The sequence below is a fragment of the Psychromonas ossibalaenae ATCC BAA-1528 genome (genome assembly GCF_000381745.1).
GTDB classification, from domain to species: domain Bacteria; phylum Pseudomonadota; class Gammaproteobacteria; order Enterobacterales; family Psychromonadaceae; genus Psychromonas; species Psychromonas ossibalaenae.
Genome location: NZ_KB907036.1, coordinates 1 through 25,642 on the forward strand (window position 1 = coordinate 1; position 25,642 = coordinate 25,642).

The window sequence follows — 25,642 nt, forward strand, 5'->3', positions numbered from 1 at the left end:
AAATCCACAGGAAAAGAGACCACAGAAACCCGTTGGTACATTAGTTCACTGAACTTAAACGCAGAACAAAGTCTACATGCAGTCCGTAATCATTGGCAGGTTGAGAGTATGCACTGGATGCTAGATATGACTTTTAGAGAAGATGAATCAAGGATTCGTAAAGGCCGAGGTCCACTTGCTTTTAATGTAATGAGAAAAATAGCGATGGGCTTATTTAAACAAGATAAGACAAAGTCGGCGAGTATAGCTGCAAAAAAAAAGATGGCAGCACTAGATGATGGCTATCGCTCAGCCCTTTTAGAATCAGGGATTAAAATGCGCTAGCCGTGTTAGCTGGGTTGTTTCGTACAATATTTTACTCTGAAGGAAACACAACGGACTTTATTGATGATAAGTGGAACAAACTGCCGACTCTGAATGAGTATACCTCTCAATATCCAGATTGCTCAGATGCTAACCAGCAAAGCGTGCAATGTCGCTTTTGTGGTTCAGCAGATATTATGTATCAACCTCTAGTAGGTAGTCGTGACCGTCGAGAAAAGCATTTTTGTATTTCTTGTAAACGAACATTGTATAAAAGTTATGCCGAGTTCTAATCGTGTCGAAAATTCTGCGGCAATGGCTAGCCCTTATCGAATATTGCAGCGCAGTATTGGTTTTCGAGCTAGCGACCCACAGAGCAAGTCGTGAGGCAAACACCCTCATTGTTGTGAAGTCTCGATTTAACCAGTTAGATCGTCACCTTCACGCCTAGAAGCTGTTCACCTCACGACTTGCTGATTTTTGCACTTTGAATGACAACGGGTATATATTGAACAAAAAAATTAGTTATGTTTCGTGCCTTAATAAGTTTAACCAATAAATTTTGTCCGCTAATGTAACTTGCAGCAGATAAGATTTAATCAACTACCTGTATTGAGTGCTGCGCCTATGGCGGAACCTAGTATTCGAAAATACTTATCAGTGATATATTTTCAGCTAGATTAATAAGACAGGTGAAGCACACACAGTTTAATAGATTATAATAACGGTTATCTGTTTGAATTATAGGGAAATTTAATGATTGAGTGTAAAAACTTCATTTTTGATGTAGACGCTACGCTGGTTGATACCGAAGTGGTAATTGAAAACATTTGGAAAATATGGTCTGAAGCTGCCGGTGTGGAATTTTCCGAAATACAAAGACATATTCACGGGCGTAAGATCGGAGAAACATTAAGCCTTGTTAATGCATCATTTGCCAATATTGAGCAGGAAGAGTTGGTAAAAAAAATAGCGTCGCAACAAATGACGAAAGCGACTCCAATTCCAGGTGCTTTAGACTTTATCGAACAACTCGTCTTTGATTCTTGGGCTATCGCGACCAGTGGACCGTTAGAAGTGGCGCGAACAAGTTTAACGGCTTCAGGTTTTGTCTTACCAGAAGTTATGGTTTGTGCTGAAGATGTAGAAAGAGGTAAACCTGATCCAATGCCATTTTTGCTGGCGGCAGAAAGGTTAGGCGTTCAGCCGAATGAATGTGTCGTTTTTGAGGATTCGCCGGCTGGTGTTAAGTCCGCAAAAGAAGCGGGTTGTTTTACTATTGCGCTGTTGACTACGCATACTGAGTCTGATTTGAAAGATGCGGATCTTATTGTGTCCGGGTTTCACTGTCTCAGTGTTATTCAAAGTAACGGTATTTATGTTTTAGCTCTGAAATAAAATAAACACACATAACGTACTGGTTGCGTGCGGTACATCGCTGGATCTAATAGACAGGTATGTTGTTTGTAAAAAATGCGGCCATAAAAAACGAGAAAATCTTAGTGATGAGTTTCAATGATTTAAATCATATACTGACCAGGCATGAACACATTGTTTATTTGAACACTCGCTTTGAACATAGGTAAACAACATTAAAACTAAAAAAGCGCCTTGCGGCGCTTTTTATTAATTATGATGTTTAACAATATATTGTTTAGCTGGTGGTTACAGGTGTTGTTTCAACGCCTTCATCAGGAACGTCGGCAGGTACGCCTATTCCATTTTCACTCTTTGCAACAATCGTGTTTACAGCAGTATCGCCGACAACGTTTGAGCTCGTACAGAACATATCGTTAATACGGTCAACTGCGGCAACAATGGCTAGACCTTCAGGTGGTAAACCCAATTGGTGAAGTAATACACCTACCATCACAATACCGCCGCCAGGCACACCGCCGGCACCAATTGACAGCAGCAGGATAGTTACACCTAGTGTAAATAAGTCGGCAGTATTGATCGGCTGGCCAAATGCGTTAGCCACGAAAATTGTTGCTAGTGCGATATAAATAGAGACACCAGACATGTTCATCGTTGCACCCAGCGGTACACCAAAACCAGCGACTGACTTTGAGACGCCAAGCTTATCTGTCAGCGTGCGCATGGTGACGGGAATAGTTGCATTTGAGCTTGCTGTCGAAAGTGAGAATAAAATCTGCTCACGGGTATGGCGAAGGAAAGTTGCCGGCTTAATGCCCGTTGCAATACCAACCATTATTGGATAGAAGAAGAAAATCCAAAAAACCAGCATCGCTACGACTAGGCCAACATAACCTGCCACAGACATTAAAGTAGCAGCATCTAATGTTGCACCTAGCTGAATCATTAGTGCAAATACACCAAATGGTGCCAGGCTCATAACCAGGCCCACTAGCTTCATCATGATTTCATTTGCCATCTTGAACGTTTTGATTGCAGGACCGCCGCGCGTATCAAGCGCTTGGATTGCAAGGCCCGTCAAAATCGCCATGAAGATAATCTGCAGCATATCGCCATTAGCAAATGCCTGTACAGGGTTGCTTGGTACAATATTAACGATTAGAGAGAAAATATCAGGGGTTTCTGTTGTTGTTAATTCAACCGTTTTTTCCACAGTACCCGCTAAATTAGCACCAGCACCTGGTTGGAAAATCATGCCGACAGTTAATGCTGCCGTGATCGCAATAATGGTATTTATAATGTATAGCGCAAAGGTTTTACCACCTAAACGGCCAAATGCAGTAATATCTTTCAATTCAACGATACCGCAGACAATCGATACGAAGACAAGAGGTACTACAAGTAATTTAATCAGTGATACGAACATACCGCCAGCACCTTCTGCTAAGCCAAGTACATACGTGTCCATCAAGGTTACACCATTAAACAGGTACTGAATTGCTGTACCTATGATCAGACCTATGAATAGGCCCGCAAATATCTTTCCTGATAACGATTTATTCATCGTCCACCTCCAGTTGGTTGTGCTTACTAATGTTTGGTTTACGTTCCCACGGTTCCTCATGGGTTGGCGGTATTTTACATAGATGATGAGTGGATAAAAGAAAAATACTTTACAATGTCGTTACAAATGAGAAACAAAATAGAAACAAGGTGGAGCGTTAATCGCTCAGATAAACCACAGAATTAATGTTAAATGATATATAAAACGGTAGCTTACAAACAATGTGAATAGAAGGGGGCGTGCAGGGAAATCCAAAAAACGGGGGGATATTTGAATTGCGAGATCTGCGGACTGAATCACATCGAGAGTTTCCTGGTGAGTGTTATTTGAACAAAAATTCACTATTGGAAACATCGTGCGAGGCTAATTTAAACTTTAAATGTACTACGTGTAGGCTATTGGGTAACAAAATAAGCCTCCGGCTACCGAGCCGGAGGTAAGTTAATTTTCTATGCCGCTATTTTTGAATAGAAGATTAAATTAGTTATTGATAATCCAAAAAGGAGACTTGTTATTGGGTTTGTCACCTTGAGTGACTGCTTGTGCTTCCCATTCTTTATCTTTGTGGATAACAATATCACCGGTAGTATAAGCGTCTCTTTTTCTCCACTCCGGGATCCAATAAGAAGAACCATTTTCTGGCTTATCACCTTTAGTTACATCTTGTGCAGTCCATTCAATACCTTTATAAAGAACAATCTCACCGGCAGTATAAGAGGCATTTTTTCTCCATTTTGGTATCTCACCTGCAATTAACCATGCATTAGAAGAACCTGGCGCATCACCTTTTATTGTTCTCTGAGCAGTCCAGTCAGCATTTTCATAGGATACACTATCTGTTCTCAAGTAAGTTTCAGCCACATCCCATGCAGGAAATGAGTCATCAACACCATTATTAGTGCCGCCCGAAATATTTAAAGTAACAACAGCTAAGTTAGAAAGATTACCGTCATTATCATAAATCCGATAACTAAAGCTGTCTTGTTGTGCAGCGCTGCCGTCATTGTGATAAATGAAATCACCATCGTCATTGTACTGCACAATACCGTAAAGAGGCTGTTCTCTTACTGAAATACTGCCGGGTGCAATTCCAGACTCTTGGTCGATATCATTGTCTGCAGGTGTAATAATCGTTGCTGAATTGTGTATTACTTCAAAGCTATTAGGAAAAGCAGTGGGAGCAGTGCTTTTAGTACTACTGTCATTTACAGTAATAGTAAAGGCTCCTACGTTGGCCGATTTAACTGCAAAGTAATTTGAAGCAGTATATTTACCCGCATCAGTCGAGCTGTCACTGCCGTCATGGGAATAAGTGATAGTACCGTCTGTATTTACTAATGCGCTGCCGTGTTGAACACTATTACTCCATTTTAGGAGCTCTAGTGATGAGGGATCCACGGCATGGCTGTAAATTGTGTCATTTGCCAGGATATCAAACACTGCAGTTTCGCCACGATTTACTTGGAATGTATCATCCTGTAAGTAAATCGTTGTATCGTAATTCCCATAAGTTGTATCGCCGATTTCAATGTCAACGTAAGTAACAGCAGAAAGATTACCGGCATTATCTTTTATTTGGAATCCAATACGGTCAGATAATATTTTCCCTGAGTGGTGGCGATAAGTAATACTGCCGTCTTTATTGGCTACAGCAATACCAGCTGCTGGTTTGTCGACAATGGTAAGACTCGATAAATCGATACCACTTTCGTTATCCTGTGCTGTTGCTAACACACGTAAAACAGCGCTGCGCAAATGTCTACCTACGGCATTAACCGTATTAAGTGTAGGGGCTGTTGTATCCGTACCTGCAAAAGGTGTTTGTATCGGTTTTGTTTCGTATAGCGAACCGTCTTTTTGGTACTCGTGGAGTGTGTTATGCATAACCTGCCATTGGAAACCGAATAGGTTTGATTCATCACGGCCCACTTTCATAATATTTACATGTTCATTTGGCAGCGGATAAACCCCTTTGCCGGTGTAGTGCCAAAGCTTCATGGAGTGGGCAAGCTCATGGGCTAATGTATCTGTAGAAATGTCTGAATTACATATTCTAGAAACCTTTTTATAACCGTAACGCGCATTATTATTTTCAGTTGTGCCGGAAGATCCGCCGCCGTTATTACAATAATTATTTTGATTTAGTTTATCAGGGGCAATAGTAAAGAGGTTTGCAAAATAATATTCACCTTCCAGCAGCGGGACCTCACTAGGTTCGTAATTATTATTTATACCGTCATCATTGCTGTCCCAATCGTAAATTTGAATTCCTAAGTTTTCAAAATTAAGATGAATATTGGCTGGACTGAAAATACTGCTGATATCGCGCTGGATCTCATTATATTTATTATGGAAAACAGGTTCGCCAGGATAAGCCACATAACGATATGAGACCGGCAGTGAAAAAGGTTTATAGGAATGAAGTTTGATAAGACCGACGACATTGCCTTGTGACCTAACAGACACTTCTGTTACACCTTCTTTTTTAGCTGTGATAGAAAGTTTGTCGTGTGTTTCACCTTGTTGAATGGTTATAGAGGCGATGTCTTCATCCTGAAGTTCGAATGATAGTGGTTCATTGGCAAACTGAGAATGATTGATCCAAAGTACTTCAGGTGTTGAAGAGGACGGATCAATTAACTTTTCGACAATCGGCGTGCTCCAGCCGGGATCAAAAGCAAGCTTATTACTGCTGTCATTCTCAATGCTTAAGCTATAATTATTCCAATTAATATTGCCATAACCACGCAGCCAAAGTGATTCATCTAATGCTTGATCATTACGGACTGCATTACCCAAATGACTTGCCCCATCCAGCATGTGTACTCTAAGAGTACGAGAGCCTTCTTCTACATTTATTACAATTTCGTAATCTTTACCTGCTATAAAATCGACAGCCGTATTTAGTTTAACAAAGTTACTGTTTTCAGGCTGATTCGGCACAACTTTATACTTTATTTCTGAATTATATAAAGAGACAAGCACGATTTGCTGGTGGTGGATTACCTTGTTTGTGTCTGCTTCTTTAATTGTTATCCAAGCGTTATCTTCGGCACCTGACCAGTAATCATAAACAGCCGCTAATGCGATATGATCAATTTTAACCGCAGAAGAAGTAGGAAGGTTGTCCTGTACACGAAAGTGCTGAGTAATTGTCTCTCCAGACTTTAATGATAAATAATCATTATTAACTGATAAATCTTCATAAGAGATGGGAAAATAAGTATACACGCCTTCACTTTCGACCTGAGCAGTAGGTGCTGAGCTGGCTAAGGCCTGATGACAGGTAAGCTAATGGCTGAAATGCTGACTAATATGGCGCAAGCCGCTGGAGAGAGAAGATATTTAATGTTCTTATTCCTTATGTTATATATTTAAAATAAAACGGACTTTCCTGTTAAAAAGGTTACTAGCATTTATTGTAAAGCAATTGAATTGCGTACTCACAAAGGGGTGTTTGTCATTGGGTATTAACAATCTCGTCGATAAAAATAAAGTAATATATTGAAATCGTATGACGTCAAGTCTTATTGGCTGGTTAGGAGTATATACACACTATATAACCAGTAGTTTTACTATACTGATTGTATCAACCGCGCCGGTCGTACTGCTTTAACCGAATGGGGTATCAATTTTGTGTAACCATGGGACGATACTATGCGCAGTGATATTGATATTTCGATAGAGGTTGAACTACCCAGAATGATGCCTGGTTATGAGCCTGGGCTCATCTACCTGCTCGTAATCATCAAGGTAAATAAAAAATTGGAGCTGAAAATGAAAAGTCTAATTGTGCGGGCCGTCTAGCAGAGAATAACCGTTGTGCTTTTTCATTATTAATAATAAAAAACCGCCGGTAAAGGCGGTTTTTTTGTTACTAATCATTAGCTGTTGTATTAAATCTCTGCGTCAATCCAGACTAGACGGTGATCAGAAGAGATATCTTTACCGTTACCATATTTTCCAACACGGTCATCGTTCATTAATAAACGGTTTTCCTCAAAGGTTGCCGGCCAGAATACGCCAGAATCTATGATATTAAGATCAACTGACGGGATCGCATGGTCAACACGAAGACCAAATGTGCTGGTGATACGGTCCGGGTAAGTGCTGTAGTCACAGTCACCATCCGCCACACACTCAGTTGACCCAAAGCTGTTTGGTGCGTAGACGCCGTCTGTTGCCTGTACGTTCACACGTTCGTGATTGATTAGGTTTTGAATTGAATCAAGGAAGCCGTCACCACTTTCAGGATCGGCATTAAGATCGCCCATTACTACGAATGAAGCATCTAAACCTAAGCCGCCTTTTACACCTGCATCATCGTAAATGTAGTCAGAATTTGCAACATAATCATTCCAGAAATCGATTTCAGCACGGTTCAACAACTTGTTGTTCTCTGTGACTGTATCAAAAACGGGTGGTGTCGGGTGTGAAAGTAATAAATGAACGGTTTTTACACCATCTTCAGTTGGAATAAGAATTGGCGCATCAACATGGTTTTTAGAAGACAGCGGTTTCTGGGCCCAAGCTTCAGCTGTGTACCACTCGTCTCCACATTTCATGCCGTCAGGGATTGGGTTGTTTTCATCTTCACAGTTAGTGATTGTTGGATTCGTCTCGCCCGGCATATCTTTCCATTTAAAGTCCTGGAAAGTACGGATATTAGCAGTGTCGATTGGGTATTGAGATAATAGACCAAATGCGTACTGGCCGTGGTAGAAACCAAAACCCCATGCATCACCTGGCAGAGCGACAGTGCCGTCGCGGTCTAGATCGAATTCACTGAGTAAACCGGTATTAGTTGAGAAGTTTTCTGCATAAGCAAACTGAATTGGCTCTAGCATTTTCTTCTCAGTAGAAGTGGTACCTAGACCATTTTGCGGCACTGCGAGATAGTTTAAACGGAAGCCTTTGATAGCATCCTGGTTTTCACCCTGGCCGTCGTTGTTAAACTCACCCATCATCAGTACTGCAGGACGTTCAGTTTGAATAACTGCAGCCACATTGCGGATTTGAATCACTTTCTCTGCAACTTTCAGCTCTTCGTCGGTTAAGGTTCCGGCAAACCATTTAGTCATCAAAGCTTCTTGTTCTGAAGCTGTGATCTGCATCTCAGCGACAAGTTGTTCGAAAGTACTACGGTCGAAAGACAGGTTATAAGTAGCAAAACGAACATTGGTCGGTTCTGTTGGCTCAACCGGGTTAGTGATAGTCGTGGTTTCATCATTACAACCAGCCAGTAATGCTACCGAGATGGCTGCAGCTGCTGCAGTTTTTAGAAATTTCATAGTTTGCGATCCATTAATATTAATTATATGAGCTCATTTATTTGAGCTTCGAAAGAGTTTTACTGTTAAATACAGAATAATTTTTAATAACACTAAGTAACGCTATTTAATAAAGGTTATTTAACGGAAACAAGTGTAACGAATTGTAACATTTGTACTGTGATGGGTTTCACGTATCATATTGAATGGTCGCTGTTTGTTTGTGATAACTCTCGCAAAACTACAAATGTGGTGGCTCATATGTTCATGTATTGTCATTTGTTTTGGTGGGAAATGATTCGACAGTAAATAGTTAGAAGTTGTGCCTGGATAGAATTAGCCAGTATCTAATTGGCGAAGACCCTGGGTAAAAATGAAAATTTGTCGTTAAATAGAAGCTTCAGGATTAGGTTTTAACGCTTTATTTATCAGGAAAATAAATGTCTTGCCGGCTATCCAGCCACATTGGTTGTTTAGCCATTATTTTCGTGAATAGGGGGCTTTGTAAGTAACTGTTAAGCCAGGCTCGTAATTTTGGATAAGGTGCCTGAAGATACCACTGACGTTCAACCTGCGCAAACTGACGAAGGTAGGAAATAAGTGCAATATCGAGCAGTGATTCTTGCTCTGAAAACAGGTGTCGGTGTTCTGTTAATGCTTGTTCTAATATTTGTAAAAACACTTCACAGGTTTCTCTACACTGCACAAGATTAGCTTGGTGATAACGTTTCGCGCAGCGGTAAGCCTCTAAGCAGGCTTTAAATTCTTGATCAAAATGATTGATAATCTGCAGCATGTTGATTACTGCCTGCGGGGTATCTGACTGCAGCAGGTCATCTGGGTCATTTTCAGCCAAGACCCATAACATCACCTCTAAGCTTTCTTCGATAACTAAATTCTCATTGACTACTAAAACCGGCACTGTTCCTTTGGGGGATGCCCGCAGCATTTCGGCTGGTTTATCGGCTAATTTTATATCACGCAGTCGTACTTGCCGGCCGGACTTGAAAATAGCTATTCTGGCGCGCATCGCATACGGGCAGTGCCGTAAGGAATAGAGTATGGGGTATGAATGTGTCTGTTCTAGCATTACTTACCTTGAATAGTTGAGTAAATACGTCGGATAAGTACTTTAACGGTATTCATCGCTTAAATATACGGGTAATATCCTCCCCTTTTAAGTTTAAGCAATAAAATAAGTGGTAACAAATGAGTCAAAAGATTGAATTATTAGCCCCGGGTGGTGATGTAGATGCGATTAAAGCTGCGATAATTGCAGGCGCAGACGCAGTATATTGTGGTCTAGATACCTTTAATGCGCGTAATCGTGCATCAAATATTTCCTTCGAAGAACTACTCGGTATTATTCGTTTGGCTCACCAGTACCAGTGCCGAATATTTTTAACCTTAAATATTGTTATCCTGGAAAATGAATTTAAAGCGTTAGCAAAGCTGTTAAGTAAACTGGTCAATACCACTTTAGATGGTGTGATTGTTCAGGATCTCGGTATGTTTAATTTAATCAAAAAACATTTCCCAAGCCTTGATGTACATGCATCTACTCAGCTGACCACACACAATGCCGGGCAAATCCCTTTTTTGAAAAAATTAGGCGCTTCTCGGGTTAACTTTTCTCGAGAGCTGAATTTACGTGAAATAACCGCACTGAATAGTGTTTGTAACAATAACCAGATGTTAAGTGAAGTGTTTGTACATGGTTCATTATGTGTGGCTTTTTCTGGTTTATGTTATTCAACTTCTGCCAGTGTTGGTAATTCAGGTAACCGGGGACGCTGCAGTCAAGCCTGCCGTGAAGAGTACGAAACCACGCCTTCCGGCCATAATTTCCCATTAAACTTAAAAGATAATTCGGCATTTTTTGATTTACCTGCATTGATTGATGCCGGGGTGCATTCTTTTAAAATAGAAGGGCGCATTAAAGGGGCAAGTTATGTGCATACGGTGGTCGATAGTTTCCGTAAACAGATTGATGGTTTTGTGGAAACCGGAGAGCTGACCCAGGACGGCGAACGTTTATACAAAGTATTTAACCGTGATTTCTCCAATGCTTTTTTACGTGGTGATTTAAACCAGTCGATGTTTATTGATAATCCGCGTGATAACTCTAAAAACCACGTGATAGATAAGAGCAATGCTATCTCTGTGGTGCAGATTCAAGAAGTTGAGCAGAATCTGCAGGACGAGAAAACACAAATCAATGTCACCGTTAACGATAAAATTAAGCATCTCAGTATTGAAAAGCTGCCGTTAACCCTGACTTTCTCTGGTGAACTGAATAACCCGCTAACGCTGACCATTAAAACCCAAGGTTTTTCAGTTGAACAAAACAGTTATGTGCTGCAGTCGAGCAGTGTGCTTAGGCAAAGTGATAGTTTCAGCATTGATAAAACAGCCATTGAAAAACGCTTTAAAAGTTTAAATAATGCACAATTTGATCTGCTGGCGATTGATACCGAAGGATTAACGGCGGGTTTGTCGGTGCCGTTTAAAGAGTTAACTCTTCTTAAAAACCAAGCTGCTAAGATTCTTAATCATAATCAAACGGTCTTACCTGAAGTGCGCCTGCCGGCACTTGAGCACCATCCTAAAACCCCATTAGCCGGGGCGGCCAAAGCAAAACTGTCACTGTTAATCTGCGAAACGGAAGATATATCTTTAGCTGATTTTACTGATGCAGATATCTATTTTAAACTGCCTGATGCTTATAAGCGTGACTGCACAAAGTATGTTGATTTATTAACTAATCATCCGCGTTTAATTCCCTGGTTCCCTGCGGTGTTAATAGGAAAAGATTATGATGTGGCGGTCAATATTCTAGTGAAAACTAAACCTAAGCTGATTGTTACCAACAATACCGGTATTGCTTATGAAGCGAATCGATTAGGTATTCAATGGATTGCCGGGCCATTTTTAAATACTACAAACTCCTATGCATTAATGGCATTAAAAGAAGAGTTTGCATGTAGTGGGGCGTTTATTTCAAATGAGATTAATCACCAGCAGATCAGGAAAATAGCAAGACCTGAAAACTTCAAACTGTTTTATAGCATTTATCATCCTATTTTACTGATGACCAGCCGCCAGTGTTTCTTCCAGCAAAGTGTCGGCTGTGAAAAACCGCGAATAGACAACGGCTGCATGCTTTCCTGTGATAAAAAGACCAGTATTACCAATCTAAAAGGGGTTGAGTATGCGATTGATAAACAAAAAGCGGGTTATCCGAGTATTTATAATAAAGATCAATTCTTAAATATGCAGATTATTGATGATCTTGCCGAATTGTTTGACGGCTTTATGGTTGATTTAACTAATATCGGGGCTGGTGACCGTGAGTCTCCTGACAAACTTGAATTAATTAAACACTTTGAAGCCTTGCTGCAAGGACAGTCTGCCGTTCAAACATCACTTAACGAGCTGGTACCCGAGTCAACGTTTATTCAATACCATAATGGCCTATAAGTGAATGAATAACAGATAATCATCTTTGTTATCAACCGGCAGCTGTCTGCGGCCGGTTGATGCAAATTAATAACTAATGGCTCAAACCGCTGTCTTTGTAGTTTGTCTGTTTTATTATGCACAATTGTCGGCTCTATAGGTCGATATCATCTGCTTATATTCGGATCTTTTCATTTACTCTTCTACAAAATGTTGAGAATCTAATAAAGTTATATCGACCGTAATGTAGGAAATTGCGGCCATAAATTTCTCTTACGATGTTTATTACAGTCTCTTCCGGTGTTAATCCTTCCTCCTGAATTTTTACAAGTTGGCTGCTCACTTCTAGCTACTGTATACAAAATCATCGTGAATCATGTAAAAGGCAAGTATTCTTGCCTGCAATCAACGATCAAGTGGGCAAACACTCCATTTTCACGTAATGACATGCTAAAATAACTCGCCGACATTCAGTAGGTTGATTTAGTTTTGACTATTTGTGTCTTTAGCTGCACAATCATCCTCAATTATCAGATACAAACAGCACCATGGGTTGACTCTCTATCTGCTTATGGACTCTATACAATATGAGCGACAACTTGTTTAAACAATTATTAGGAAAGTACACATGAATATCAATTTTTCTGCATTCCCCGCTACTATCGACATACTTCACCTGGGACTGGGTATCTCAGCCTTGTTATTTTTAGTTTTGTTTCTAACTAAAAAGAAATCATCTACGAATGAAGCTGCTGATGAAACTATGGACGCTGTCGTTGAACAGTCTGTTCAGCAGCCTGTCAAAGAAGCGCCTAAAGCCGCGCAGTTAAAAGAAGCAACGCCTGATGCCGCGCTGCAGTTATTGACATTATTACAACAAGATGCGCGTTTTATTGATTTTATCGAAGAAGATTTAACGGGCTACTCCGATGCCGATATCGGTGCCGCCGCGCGTGTTGTTCATGAAGGAAGCAAAAAAACACTCAACACTTACTTTACATTTGAAGCTGTCCGCAGCGAAGATGAAGAAACGCGTATTACTCTTCCTGAGGGGTTTAACGCCTCAGAAGTTCGTCTTACCGGCAATGTTGTTGGTGACGCGCCTTTTAACGGTACTTTGGTTCACAAAGGCTGGAAAGTCAGTGATGTTAAACTGCCTAAACTGGTGGAAGGCCACGATACCTCAATTGTTGCGCCGGCAGAGGTAGAGCTATGAGCGATTCTATGAAAACTGAAACCCAGGCACGCTTTTCCGTAGGGATCGATCTTGGGACGACACACTGTGTATTATCCTATTTGGATCTAAGTAAAGCGTCCGAAGATCTGACAGTAGAGCCGGAATTGACCATTATGTCAGTGCCGCAGTTAATGCAGCCGGGGCTTATTGAAGAAAAACAGCAGCTGCCGTCGTTTGTATATATGGCGCATCAATCAGAGCTTAATGATGCTGATATTACTCTGCCTTGGAACGAGCAGCCTGACGTTATTGTCGGAAGTATTGCTCGCGAGCTCGGAAGTAAAACGCCGATTCGTTTAGTCTCTAGTGCTAAAAGCTGGCTGTGTCATAGCGGAGTCGATCGTCACTCTGCATTCTTGCCTGCCGGCAGTCCGGAAGAGGTTGCCAAAATATCCCCGTTAACGGCAACGGTCCAATATCTGGAGCACTTGCGTGCAGCCTGGCAAGATCAGTTTCCTGATTTCCCGTTAGCAGAGCAGGAAGTGACTATTACGATCCCGGCTTCTTTCGACCCGGCTGCTCGAGAGCTGACTGCTGAAGCTGCAAAAAGTGTTGGTTTTGATTACCTGACTCTGCTTGAAGAGCCTCAGGCTGCTGTCTATAACTGGATACATGCTTGTGGTGAAGGCTGGCGTGAGCAGGTTAATGTCGGCGACATTATTCTGGTGGTTGATGTTGGCGGCGGCACGACAGACTTATCATTAGTTGCGGTAACCGAAGAAGATGGAAATCTAACTCTGAACCGCGTCGCCGTGGGTGATCATATCTTACTCGGCGGCGATAATATGGATTTAGCCCTCGCATATAGTGTTAAAGCCAAGCTGGCTCAAGAAGGTAAAGAACTGCAGCCGTGGCAGATTCAGGCGATTACCCATGCCTGCCGGGATGCTAAAGAACAATTACTGTTAGATAACGACGTTGATAGTGTACCGATTACGGTACCAAGCCGCGGCTCTAAGCTGCTTGGTAAAACGCTGCGCACCGAACTAACCCGAACAGAAGTACGGGAAGCGCTGGTTGATGGCTTCTTCCCTGAAGTAAGTATCAGTGATCACCCGCGAGCGGTTCGCCGCAGTGCTTTAACGCAAAAGGGCTTACCTTATGCTCAGGATCCGGCGGTTTCCCGACATCTGGCTGCTTTTCTAAGCCGCCAGGCGGATGCTGCTGACGACGTATTGGGTACAGCATCATCTCAAGCTGACAGCGGCGGGTATTGTGCTGATCCGCTGGCAAATAACTTCGGCGGCGCTGAGCCGGCTGACTTTATTAAACCAACGGCAATTTTGTTTAACGGCGGTGTACTTAAAGCACCGGTGCTGGCTGAGCGGACCTTGTCGATTATTAACCAGTGGCTCGGCGATGCAGGTGCTGAGCAGGCCCGATTACTGTCAGACTCGGATCTGGATCTTGCTGTCGCCAGCGGCGCAAGTTATTACGGTTACGTTAAACAGGGGCAAGGCGTACGTATTCGCGGTGGTTTGGCGAGTACTTATTACGTGGGTATTGAAAGCTCAATGCCGGCTATTCCAGGAATGGAGCCTCCGTTAGAAGCGTTATGTATTGCGCCTTTCGGTATGGAAGAAGGGACGGAAACGAAGCCGGGTAATACAGAATTTGGTTTAGTGGTCGGTGAGCCCGTGCGCTTCCGCTTTTTCGGATCTAACACACGTCGTCATGATGACGCAGGTGTGCAGCTCGAAAGCTGGCTGGATGATGAGCTGGAAGAGCTTCCTGAATTGCAGGCAACCCTGTCCGTTGAAGGGCGTCGTGTCGGTGATGTAGTGCCGGTCCGTCTGATGGCTAAGGTTACTGAAGTCGGCACGCTTAAACTGGAAGCGATCTCGGTTAACAGTACCGACAGCAATGGTGAGCCGGAACGCTGGCAGATTGAGCTGGATGTACGAGATTAACTGGGAATACAAACTAAATGACAGATCAAGCTCCTCAATATCTTATTGGTATCGATTTAGGCACCACTAACAGCGTGGTTGCCTATGCCGATATGCATAAACCTCTATCCTCTGACAACTGCCATATCTTTGAAATTGAGCAGTTGGTTGCACCCGGTGAGGTTGCTAAACGGCCGCTGTTACCCTCGTTTCGTTATCACCCGACGACGGGAGAGCTTAATGAATCAGATCTGCAGCTGCCTTGGTCGGCTGCTGACAGTGACAGCTTAGCGGGAGAACTTGCTCAGGTTGTTATTGGCGAGTGGGCTAGGGAGTTAGGTGCAAAGGTCGACGGCCGTCAGGTTGTGAGCGCCAAAAGCTGGCTTTCTCATCCGCAGGTAGACCGCAGTGCAGATATTTTACCTTGGGCCGGGGCTGAAGGTGTGCCTAAAGTCTCTCCGGTACTGGCTTCTGCCAGCTATTTATTTCATATACGTAATGCCTGGAATCTTGCTCATCCTGATGCACGGATAGAAGATCAGGAGGTGGTCATTACTGTCCCGGCTTCTTTTGATGAAGGTGCCCGGGCATTAACGGTTGAAGCCGCAGAGCGTGCCGGCCTGGGAAATATTCTGCTGCTTGAGGAGCCTCAGGCGGTTTGTTATGACTGGTATGCCAGACAGGGAGATGCGGTACAAACTCAGCTTGCGAAAATAAAGCTGTTAATGGTTTGTGATGTTGGCGGAGGTACTACAGATCTGAGTTTGATTAAAGTTAGTCAGGCTGAAGATAATACGCTTGCACTAACCCGGATTGGTGTTGGAAATCACCTTATGCTCGGAGGAGATAACGTTGACTTGGCACTGGCACATATTGCTGAGCGCTATATTAACGGCGCTTCGTCATCGAGTAAAAAGCTCAGTGCAGCCGGTTTGTCACAATTAATACAGCAAACCCGCAAAGCCAAAGAGCAGCTGCTCAGTGAAAATGCACCTGACAGCGTTAAGGTGACCGTATTAGGCAGCGGTGCCAGGCTGATAGGCGGAGCCAAAAGCTGCGAACTTTCTAAGCAGGAAGTAAGAGATATTGCACTGGATGGTTTTTTCCCGCAAATAAGCTTTGAGCAGCGTCCTCTTTCACGGCGCAGCGGGGTTGTTGAGTTTGGTCTTCCTTATGCTGCCGATCCTGCCGTGAGCAAGCATCTTGCAGAATTTATCGCAGAGCATCAATTGGCCTGTCATGACGCACTTAGTGGTATTGAAGAGCAATCGGCTAACGGAGAGTCAGGTATCGCTATGCCTGATGCCGTATTATTTAACGGCGGGGTTTTTAACAGTGCGGCACTCAGTGAGCGCTCAATTGCTGTTTTAAGTGAATGGCGTGGTGCTGCAGTTACCAGGCTGGAAAACAATAATCCTAATCTTGCTGTGGCGCAGGGAGCTGTCGCTTACGCTAAAGCTCGCCGCGGCGCACAGCTTAAAATCGGCGGCGGCTCTGCGCGTACATTTTTCCTGGTACTAGAACAGCTGGAGTCGGGTAAACAAGCGGTGTGCTTAATGCCCAAAGGGACAGAAGAAGATCAGGAGCTGATCCTAAGCGAACGAAAATTTTCATTACGTTTAGGGGAGCCTGTTCAGTTTCATCTGTTTTCGACGACTGCTGATCACCTCTATCAGGCGGGTGAAATAATCACCATTGATGAGCAGAACCTTGCCGGGCAGCATTTTATATCACTTCCTCCTCTGGCCGTGGTATTAGAGAAAACAGACTTAGATTCAGTTACTGTATCGCTTGCCGTCGTACTCACTGAAGTAGGGACTCTAAAAATTGACTGTGTGGCTGAAAACCAGCAGCGCTGGCATGTCGAGTTTCAAATTCGTAAGCGCCTGTCTGAACAAAGACAAACACAGACAACACTCGCACTTCCCGCAAAGTTTAATGAAGCAGAACAAAAAATTGATGCGGTCTTTGGTGAGAGTAAACAAACGATGCCGCCTAAAGTGGTGAAATCCCTGCGTGTTGATATTGAAAAATGTTTGGGTAAGCGCGACAGCTGGGAAGTTCCCATGCTGCGGGCATTATTTGATCAGTTATTAGAAAATAAAAAACGCCGCCGTCGTTCAGCCGCTCATGAGCGTATTTGGTTTAACCTTGCGGGTTATGGTTTACGTCCGGGATTTGGTTATCCGATTGATGACTGGCGTATTGAGCAAATTTGGGGCTTATACCAGCAAGGGCTTCAGTTCAATCAGGAAACGCAATGCTGGATTGACTGGTGGACCTTCTGGCGCCGCGCGTCAGGGGGCCTTAACGCCGTGCAGCAGATGACTGTCTATAAGGATATTGCGCCCTTTATAAACTCCAGTGCATTAACCAGCAGAAAACTGCAGGTCGAAGCCAAGAAAAAATCCTATGAAGATATGGTTAAACTGGCGGCGACATTGGAGCTTCTGCCTGTTGAAGATAAAATCCAAATCAGCCAGTGGTTATTAAAACGACTGGAAAAACCCAGCGAAACACTGACTAGCTGGTGGGCGCTTGGCCGCACCGCATCACGCATTCCCTTTCACGGCAGTGCGCATAATGTTATTGATAAAAACGACGTACAAAGCTGGCTCCCTCAGCTGCTCAACGTTGACTGGAAGAAAAATAAACAGGCTGCGTTTGCCGCCGTGTTAATGACACGTATGAGTGGTGACCGAAGTCGAGATATTGATGATGACTGGCGCAGCAGGATCATTGATAAATTAACGCTCTCCAAGGCTCCCGAGAGCTGGATAGAAATGGTGGAAACGGTTAAACAGCTGGATGAAGCAGAAACCAAACGCGTATTTGGTGAGGGCCTGCCGGTTGGACTGCAGCTGATTCAATAGATCAGGAAATGTTTTAGCAGTCAGTGCCGCGCCGAAGCCGCTAAAACATGCCTATCGTTAGAACGTCTGCTGCAAAATGCATGGCTTGACGGCTAAGTGACAATTCTTTTGTGTATGTAGTACTCATTTATCTTTAAAAAAATCATGAATATATTATTTACTTACATTAAGGCAATCCATCTGCAGGAGTCCAGCGTTGCGATTATTAATAAAGTAACTAAAACAAATTGTTATACAGATGATGAAATAGAGGTAAATGAAAAGGAAACAATTTACCATTTCGATAACGGGGTGGTTATCTGCTATAAAACTGAAACAGACAATGCACCTTGCGAACTCTTGTGTGAAGAGTGCTGGATAAGTTATGAAGTGCTTGATTCCTGCCAGCAGAAGATCACACCATTACGAAAAATATTTCATAATAGCTGTCAGGAAAGCTTCTGGCTGAAGATGCAGTTAACTCTTTAAAATCCGGCTTCATGTAAATATTGATATGTCTCTTTCTTAAGTGCTGAACCGAGGTGAGAAATAGGAAAGTCCCCTAGCTAAAAGGAGTAAGTAATGGTGTCTCGTTTGCAGAGAAAACTTCAGGATAATAAGGAGCGCCGAGAGCGCGAACGATTGTTAAACTTGTTACCGCTTTATTGGAGTGAAAAAATTGAACCGGCAGAGCTTATAAGCAGCTGTGATTTTCTGTGTCAATTCCCGGTGTCTGCTTGTGATGATTTTGCACGTAATTCGTTTCTTACTGCCAAATCGATGCAGCATAAAGATTTCGATGATATTGCGCAGGTTCAAGCATATCTTTTGAACAACATGATGATACTGCAGCCGCCTATATTGTGCTGGTTCGGATTGGGACCTGCATTTAAATTAAATGAGGCTGTCGAGCTTAAATGGATCGCAGAGATTTCCAACTTGCCAAATTTCCACGTTTATTTAACTGAAGAAAGCTATCGTCGAGGTATCATTTGTAGTGAGTATCTTGGTTACCTCAGTGAAGAACGATCAACAAACGACAATGAGATAGTTTACGATGTCGTTTTTTTTTCGGAGTACAATTTAACTGATAACTGCTGAGGTTTGATAACCATTCCTGCAAAAGCGGGGCTAACTGGGGTATGAAATACAAATACATAACCTCGCAGCTGAAAATGACAAGCATATATTTTGTCGTTCAAGCAGGTATGACTTCTGGAAAATTTATGACAAACATTCTAAATATTACCAATGGTGACTGCGCCGTTGAAATAATGAAAAAGGCAGATATTCCAGGCATATTCCTGCCTTGGCGTGATGTACTTCATGATGGGCCTGTTCCAGAACATCTATCCCTGCAGGAGCTGTCAACAGTGCGGGCACAGTTCATTATTGATCGCGGCTGGGGAGCGCCTGATGAAATTATTGAAAGTTTCATACAAAGAGATAATGAACTTAATGCCTGCAGAAAATATGAAAAAGTAATTTTATGGTTTGAACATGACCTTTATGACCAGCTGCAGTTACTGCAGATACTGGACTGGTTTGATAAAAACCTTACAGGTGCAACGGAGCTGTTTATGATCTGTACTGAACAGTATTTAGGCAGCCTTTCACCTGAAGAAATAAAGGATCTAATGCAATATAAACAGCTGGTTACCAAGGAACACTTAACACTATCTGCTCGGGCCTGGTCGGCTTTTCGTTCACACTCACCTGAAAAATGGTGCAGGCTGCTGAATACAGATACTTCTGCTCTGCCGTTTCTAAGCGGGGCTATTGTCAGGTTACTGCAAGAGTATCCAAGTTGTTCAAATGGCTTATCTCGAACTGCTGAGCAGGTTTTGCAGGTAATATCGCAAGGTGAAAATCATCCGGGAAAAGTGTTTACCAGCACTCAAAAATTGGAAGAGCGAATATTTTTAGGCGATTCAAGTTTCTGGGTAGTGCTTCATGAGTTGCTGGAGTCTAACCCGCCTTTGATAACTCTTCCTGAAGGACAAAAATTGACACTGCCTGCAGGAAAAGGTCAGCAGTTGAGCATCACTTCTGCGGGTTTGAAAGTATTAGCAGGTAAAGTTAACCTGCTTGATATTTCACCACTGGATCGCTGGATCGGAGGTGTACATCTAAAAGCCGGTAATGCTTGGTTCTGGAATTCAGACTCACGCTCAATAGTAAAAAGAGCTGAATAAAAGTTGCTGAGAAGCACAAATCTCACTAAATGGAGAGTGTATGCCGTTCACCCCGTTTCACATGGGCCCGGGAATCGTTATTAAAGCACTGCTTCAGGGCAGTTTCAGTTTAATGGTATTCGGCTGGGCTCAGATAGTAATGGATATTCAGCCTTTGGTTGTCATGGTCACAGGAGAAGGGCACCTGCATGGCTTCTCGCATACATACATCGGAGCGGTACTGCTTGCGCTGTTTTCTGCGCTGACTGGCAAGTATTTATCTGAAATCGGGCTGCTTATCCTTGGGATCAATAACAAGCAGCGGATACTAATTCTATGGCGGGTGTCTTTTCTCTCAGCGTTTATCGGTACATTCAGTCATGTGCTGCTGGACAGCATCATGCATTGGGATGTTGAACCGTTTTTTCCATTTACAGCAAGTAACCAGTTTCTGGGGCTAATTTCAGTTCAAGCTTTACACCAGGTCTGTTTGTATAGCGCGACTGCAGGCGGCATCCTATATTATATTATTTGCTGGCTATTAAAATTTAGCAGGGCATAAGAGCAGACTGGCAACTGCTTGAGTGCAGCAGCTGCGCTTGAAATTACATAATCGTGTCCAATTTTTTGGACCGCACCATTTCAGACTAGAACGTATAGGTGTATTAAATAAAAATGAATTTAGACATACTTAAACAACGAGCGAAGGCTTTTGATTATCTGTTTGATGCGGTGGTGGTAACAGACCTGCAGGGCTTTATTACTGATTGGAATAAAGGTTCCGAAGTTTTATACGGATATTCGAAAGAAGAAGCGCTTGGTCAACCTGTCAATATACTGCATGTTCCCGAAGACAGTGAACGTATTACCGCAGAAGTTATCGCTACTGTTGAAAAATGTGGAAAATGGTCCGGTGAAATCAGAATGCTCCATAAAAATGGACACATTGGCTGGATAGAATCCATGTGCGTACCTATTTATGATGCGAATGAACAGATGATAGGTGCGCTGGGTATTAACCGAGATATTACCGAACGGAAAAAAGAAACCGAACTGCTTGAATATCTCGCACATTATGACCAGCTTACAAAAATTCCGAATCGATATTTACTGCTGGATCGCCTGGGTCATCTAATCGTCCAGTCTAAACGTGAAAAGCGTAGTTTTGCTTTGTTTTTTATTGATTTAGATAAATTCAAAATTATTAACGATACAAAGGGCCATGCATTCGGCGATCAGGTCCTGATAGAAGTGGCTTTACGTCTTAAACAAAGCATCCGTAATTCAGATACGGTTGCCAGGTTCGGAGGTGATGAGTTTGTTCTCTTATTAGAAAATATTTCTAATAAGAGTGATGCTTCAACAATGATTGAAACGCTCGCCCAGGCACTTAATGCTGAATTTATAATCAATGATGAAAAGTTTAAAATCGGCTGTAGTATTGGCGTTGCCGTTTATCCTGAACAAGGCTCAACGACAGATGCTTTACTCGCTAAAGCTGATAAATGTATGTACAAAGCTAAGCGCACATAATAAAGCACAACCAGGCAATTCAATAAAGGCACAAAACTACATCCCATCATTTGACTCTTTGTCTGCGGTTGTTGCTGATTAAAAGGTTTGGTTGAATAATAATTTGTCCGCTAAGCAGTTGCATCCCTTAGCATAATCTAGTTTACTACGCCTTTTTTGGGTGTGATCACAGGCAGTTATAATGAAAGAGTTTTTACAGCATAAAGCCTATCAGATGGTGTTTTTTAATGCGCTGGCTACTGGCGGAAGCCTGACTAAGGCTGCAGAGATGCTCAAAGTCTCTGTTTCTCATGTAAGTAAGCAGCTTCACAGCCTGGAGGAAGATCTGGGGGTGCAGCTGATCAACCGCAGCACCCGTAACCGCAGTCTGACTGAAGAGGGCAGACGTTATGCTGAATACTGCGCGCAGATTGTCTCCCTGATCCAGGAGGCTGATACGCTGGTGACAGATACCCGGGATGAAATTTCAGGGCATATCCGCCTGGCACTGTCGCGTTCTTTTGCCACTCTGCATATTATTCCCGCTTTAGATAAGCTGCAGAAAAAATATCCGCAGCTTACCATAGATGTCAGCCTGTTTGATCATAAGGTCGATATGCTGACCGAAGAAATTGATCTGTGGTTTACCACTTATGAAGATATCAGCGAAGGTTATGTGGCTCAACGCATCGCCGATACCCGCTTCCTGCTGCTCGCTTCCCCTGAATATCTGCAGCAGAATGGCACTCCGCAGCATCCGGATGAGCTGACCCGGCACAATTGTGTGACTTATCACAGCAAGAGCCGCAGCTGTAATCACTGGTCCTTTGCCAGAGGAGATGAAGAGTTCAGCATCAGTGTCTCGGGTAACTACCGGGTCAACCTGGCCGAAGGGGTTAGAGATGCACTGATTGCTGGTAAAGGTATCGGTTACCTTGCCAGTTATCTGCTCACCGACGAACTGGAAACGGGTAAACTGGTGCAGCTTCTACCGGACTGGCGTGCTAATCAAAAGATGCCTGCTTATGCTGTTTATCCGCGTAATAAACATCTGCCGGCCAGAGTTAGAACCGTTATTCACTTCCTGAAAGACAGTATTGGTAATCCACCATACTGGGATAAGGCATTAGCTAAATGGGCCCGGTTTTAGTTGAGCAAAACTTTCTAAGCTGCGCTGTGAATTTACGACGTTTTCTCTATGGAAAAGATGTTTCAACTAAAAGCCTATGGGACTGCCGGTTAAAATTATCTAATATTGTCTCACATCGAAGGCTGGCCAGACGGGTAAATGATTCTTTCCTCTGTAAAGCAAGCCTACTGTTATTTTAATAATTTCGGCGTTTTTCTGTATTTGTGTAATACCAACAGAACTAAACGCCTCTTTGGAGACATAATTCATGAGTAATTTAAAAGCCGCAGCACTGAAAGCACTTAGCCTGATTGATCTGACTACACTTAACGAAAACGATACAGATCAGAATGTTATTGCATTATGTCATGATGCAAAAACAGCTGTTGGTAATACTGCTGCAATCTGTATTTACCCAAGATTCATCCCTATTGCGCGTAAGACTCTGAAAGAGCAGGGCACACCGGAAATTAAAATTGCGACAGTAACTAACTTCCCGCACGGTAACAGTGACATTGAAATTGCTGTAGCTGAAACAAAAGCGGCTGTTGCTTACGGTGCTGATGAAGTAGATGTGGTTTTCCCTTACCGTACTCTTATTGCAGGTGACGAGCAGCTTGGTTTTGACCTGGTTAAACAGTGTAAAGAAGCCTGCGGCAATGTATTGCTTAAAGTGATCATCGAGACAGGCGAGTTAAAGGAAGAACGTCTAATTAAACGTGCCAGCGAAATCTGTATTGAAGCCGGCGCTGATTTCATCAAGACTTCTACTGGTAAGGTACCGGTTAATGCAACACCAGAAGCTGCTGCAATCATGCTTAATGTAATAAAAGAGATGGGTGTTGCACAGCGCGTAGGTTTTAAACCGGCCGGCGGCGTGCGCAGTGCAGAAGATGCTAAAGCATTCCTGGATATGGCGGCAGAAATTTTAGGTGAAGAGTGGATTGATGCTGAGCATTACCGTTTTGGTGCTTCAAGCCTGTTAACCAGCTTACTTAATACATTAGAAGTGAGCGAGAAGGTTGCAGATCCAGCTGCATACTAATTGTCTGCTAGGGGACTTAAAGTCTCGTTTTGCTGACTAGAGAAGCAGGAAACAGAAATGTTTCCTGTTTTTCTTTTTATACCTGTTTATAAATTTTCTATAATTCATTCGAAAATTCATCTATAGACTGCCAGCTCGTTTAGCTGTCCTTTTAGCTGTTCCGCTCTCCAGCTTCCCCGTGAAAACAGATACATCCTATAATTAGACTTACAGCAAAAAAGAGTTGTAAAAATAGCTGGTGATCCTGCCATATCTTAGGCTCTGGGGAGTGCGTCAAAATGAAAATGTTTTTTAAAGCGGTCGCTTTTATCTTTCTATTATCGGCAGTCATTATCATTATTCCAGCTTTTATTCCCGATGATCAATATACACAGGGGGTAAAAACATGGCTGCGTAAAGCCAATAATCCGCCTGTCATTCCTGACAAGTTAAACCGTCTAAATGCTTTTGTGGGGTTTAATGTGGAGGAGGGCAAAGATATGCTGCTGCAGGGCGCATCACTTATTGATGAAGAAAATACACGTTTGCGCTCTGCCCGCGATTCTGAACATCAGCTGCCTGCACAAAATGAATACTGGACGAATCCCCCGCTTAAGATATCCAAACATTTATCGGAAATCTCTTTTGTGGAATTATTTGCGCAGAGCCCGGCGTTATGGTTATCTAATAATCAATCCCGCTATCAAGCGCTGCTCAATGATAATCATATTTTACTGGATCGTTTCAGGAAATTAATCACCATGAAGCAGTACAGTTACACCTTGAAGCCTGATATTAACGGGCCGTTTATTCGTTATAGAGCATTAACGGCAGTAAAAAACCTTAATAACCTTTCCATTATTGATGAATATATATATGCAGATAAAAACACTGCACTTAAGCGGCTGCAGAAAAATATTACTTTTTCTAAATTGATGATGGCACAATCTGCAGCACTGCTTGATAAAATGATTGCAGTTGTATTTTTAGACAGTGACTTGAAAACCTATTCAGCCCTGCTGGATCTAAGAACAAAGCAGGATCCTGCAATGCAGGTCATTACAAACTTAAGTGATATAGAAAGGACATTGTTAAATGCTTATATCGGTGAGTTTTCAGCATTGTCTACATCATTGGAGCTGGATAATTTGTATTCTTCGGGGGAGCCTGCGATTCTTGAGCCACTGGTTTTTAAATTCTATTTGAAACGCAAAAGGCTGGAAAACAGCTCGCACGAGAACGTGTGGTTATACAATCTAAAACAAGAACATATGTCCTTTGCAGAACGTCAGCAGATGAATAAAAAGCGCAGCGAAGCCAAAAGATCGTGGTGGGAATATTTTCGGGATCCTCTTGGCGCCGTACTTGTCGATATTACCATGCCGCTGAATTCGAAACCTTTATCGAGAAGTGACCATATCGATGCAAAAATCACCCTGGTGAATATTAAAAACAAAATATACTCACAAGCGCTGAGTGCCGAACAGATTGAAAGCTATATTGAAACAGTTAAAGTGGATATTAATCCGGCATACAGCGGGGCAGGGGTTATCTGGAATGAAAAAAACAAAACGCTGTCTTTTTCTATTCCCAATTATAGAGATGATGATATTCCTAGTGTGGATCTGAATTTCTAATTTAAAGGTAATAATTAATAAAAGCCAATATAGTGTCCTGGTAAGGAATACACGGCTAGCGCATTTTAATCCCTGATTCTAAAAGGGCTGAGCGATAGCCATCATCTAGTGCTGCCATCTTTTTTTTTGCAGCTATACTCGCCGACTTTGTCTTATCTTGTTTAAATAAGCCCATCGCTATTTTTCTCATTACATTAAAAGCAAGTGGACCTCGG

The 25,642-nt window shown here is 42.7% G+C and carries 18 protein-coding genes and 1 pseudogene; 14 read left to right on the top strand and 5 right to left on the bottom strand.

The features are described from left to right. A partial coding sequence (locus G327_RS25405; RefSeq protein ID WP_019616936.1) for an ISAs1 family transposase occupies window positions 1–324 on the top strand: 324 nt, incomplete at its 5' end. Window positions 325–1,059: 735 nt separating this feature from the next. Continuing rightward, window positions 1,060–1,701, top strand: coding sequence for an HAD-IA family hydrolase (locus G327_RS0121845; protein WP_019616937.1), 642 nt, complete (start codon window positions 1,060–1,062; stop codon window positions 1,699–1,701). 256 nt (window positions 1,702–1,957) lie between these two features. Here G327_RS0121845 and G327_RS0121850 read toward each other — a convergent pair whose 3' ends face one another. The 4 genes from G327_RS0121850 to G327_RS0121870 form a co-directional block, all read right to left on the bottom strand. Beyond that, window positions 1,958–3,244 (bottom strand): dicarboxylate/amino acid:cation symporter, encoded by a 1,287-nt coding sequence (locus G327_RS0121850; RefSeq protein ID WP_019616938.1) that lies wholly within the window; start codon window positions 3,242–3,244, stop codon window positions 1,958–1,960. A 480-nt stretch (window positions 3,245–3,724) separates the two neighbouring features. Continuing rightward, a complete protein-coding gene (locus G327_RS0121855) occupies window positions 3,725–6,475 on the bottom strand; it encodes an Ig-like domain-containing protein (protein WP_019616939.1) in 2,751 nt (916 codons plus the stop codon). Between the two features lie 665 nt (window positions 6,476–7,140). Further along, complete coding sequence (locus G327_RS0121865) at window positions 7,141–8,535, bottom strand: endonuclease/exonuclease/phosphatase family protein (RefSeq protein ID WP_019616941.1); 1,395 nt, start codon at window positions 8,533–8,535, stop codon at window positions 7,141–7,143. Between the two features lie 400 nt (window positions 8,536–8,935). After that, on the bottom strand, window positions 8,936–9,604 hold the full coding sequence (locus G327_RS0121870) for a glutathione S-transferase (RefSeq protein WP_051090336.1): 669 nt from the start codon (window positions 9,602–9,604) through the stop codon (window positions 8,936–8,938). 119 nt (window positions 9,605–9,723) lie between these two features. On the opposite strand from G327_RS0121870, the gene G327_RS0121875 reads away from it, so the two are divergent. From G327_RS0121875 to G327_RS0121930, 12 genes are all read left to right on the top strand, one after another. Further along, the gene (locus G327_RS0121875) at window positions 9,724–11,994 is read left to right on the top strand and encodes a peptidase U32 family protein (protein WP_019616943.1); all 2,271 of its coding nucleotides are present in this window, start codon (window positions 9,724–9,726) and stop codon (window positions 11,992–11,994) included. 607 nt (window positions 11,995–12,601) lie between these two features. Next, the gene (locus G327_RS0121880; protein WP_019616944.1) at window positions 12,602–13,189 is read left to right on the top strand and encodes a DUF2760 domain-containing protein; all 588 of its coding nucleotides are present in this window, start codon (window positions 12,602–12,604) and stop codon (window positions 13,187–13,189) included. Further along, window positions 13,186–15,120 carry an Hsp70 family protein gene (locus G327_RS0121885; RefSeq protein ID WP_019616945.1) on the top strand — a complete coding sequence of 645 codons (1,935 nt, stop codon included), beginning with the start codon at window positions 13,186–13,188 and terminating at the stop codon, window positions 15,118–15,120. Before G327_RS0121880 ends, G327_RS0121885 begins: the two co-directional genes overlap by 4 nt. Window positions 15,121–15,137: 17 nt before the next feature. Next, window positions 15,138–17,972 (top strand): Hsp70 family protein, encoded by a 2,835-nt coding sequence (locus G327_RS0121890; RefSeq protein ID WP_019616946.1) that lies wholly within the window; start codon window positions 15,138–15,140, stop codon window positions 17,970–17,972. A gap of 144 nt (window positions 17,973–18,116) precedes the next feature. Further along, complete coding sequence (locus G327_RS0121895; RefSeq protein WP_019616947.1) at window positions 18,117–18,440, top strand: hypothetical protein; 324 nt, start codon at window positions 18,117–18,119, stop codon at window positions 18,438–18,440. 93 nt (window positions 18,441–18,533) lie between these two features. After that, the gene (locus G327_RS0121900) at window positions 18,534–19,052 is read left to right on the top strand and encodes a hypothetical protein (RefSeq protein WP_019616948.1); all 519 of its coding nucleotides are present in this window, start codon (window positions 18,534–18,536) and stop codon (window positions 19,050–19,052) included. Between the two features lie 125 nt (window positions 19,053–19,177). Then, window positions 19,178–20,146 carry a hypothetical protein gene (locus G327_RS25410; protein ID WP_019616949.1) on the top strand — a complete coding sequence of 323 codons (969 nt, stop codon included), beginning with the start codon at window positions 19,178–19,180 and terminating at the stop codon, window positions 20,144–20,146. A 40-nt stretch (window positions 20,147–20,186) separates the two neighbouring features. Then, complete coding sequence (locus tag G327_RS0121910; protein ID WP_019616950.1) at window positions 20,187–20,687, top strand: metal-dependent hydrolase; 501 nt, start codon at window positions 20,187–20,189, stop codon at window positions 20,685–20,687. A gap of 113 nt (window positions 20,688–20,800) precedes the next feature. Next, window positions 20,801–21,658 (top strand): sensor domain-containing diguanylate cyclase, encoded by an 858-nt coding sequence (locus tag G327_RS0121915; RefSeq protein WP_019616951.1) that lies wholly within the window; start codon window positions 20,801–20,803, stop codon window positions 21,656–21,658. Between the two features lie 181 nt (window positions 21,659–21,839). Continuing rightward, the gene (locus G327_RS0121920) at window positions 21,840–22,787 is read left to right on the top strand and encodes a LysR family transcriptional regulator (protein WP_019616952.1); all 948 of its coding nucleotides are present in this window, start codon (window positions 21,840–21,842) and stop codon (window positions 22,785–22,787) included. Window positions 22,788–23,034: 247 nt separating this feature from the next. Further along, entirely contained in the window at window positions 23,035–23,811 is a 777-nt protein-coding gene (gene deoC / locus G327_RS0121925) for a deoxyribose-phosphate aldolase (protein ID WP_019616954.1), read from the top strand. 278 nt (window positions 23,812–24,089) lie between these two features. Next, window positions 24,090–25,427, top strand: a complete 1,338-nt coding sequence (locus G327_RS0121930; protein WP_019616955.1) for a hypothetical protein — start codon at window positions 24,090–24,092, stop codon at window positions 25,425–25,427. Between the two features lie 55 nt (window positions 25,428–25,482). On the opposite strand, the pseudogene G327_RS27460 reads toward G327_RS0121930, so the two are convergent. Then, window positions 25,483–25,642 (bottom strand): annotated as a pseudogene (locus tag G327_RS27460) (ISAs1 family transposase); the annotation flags it as partial.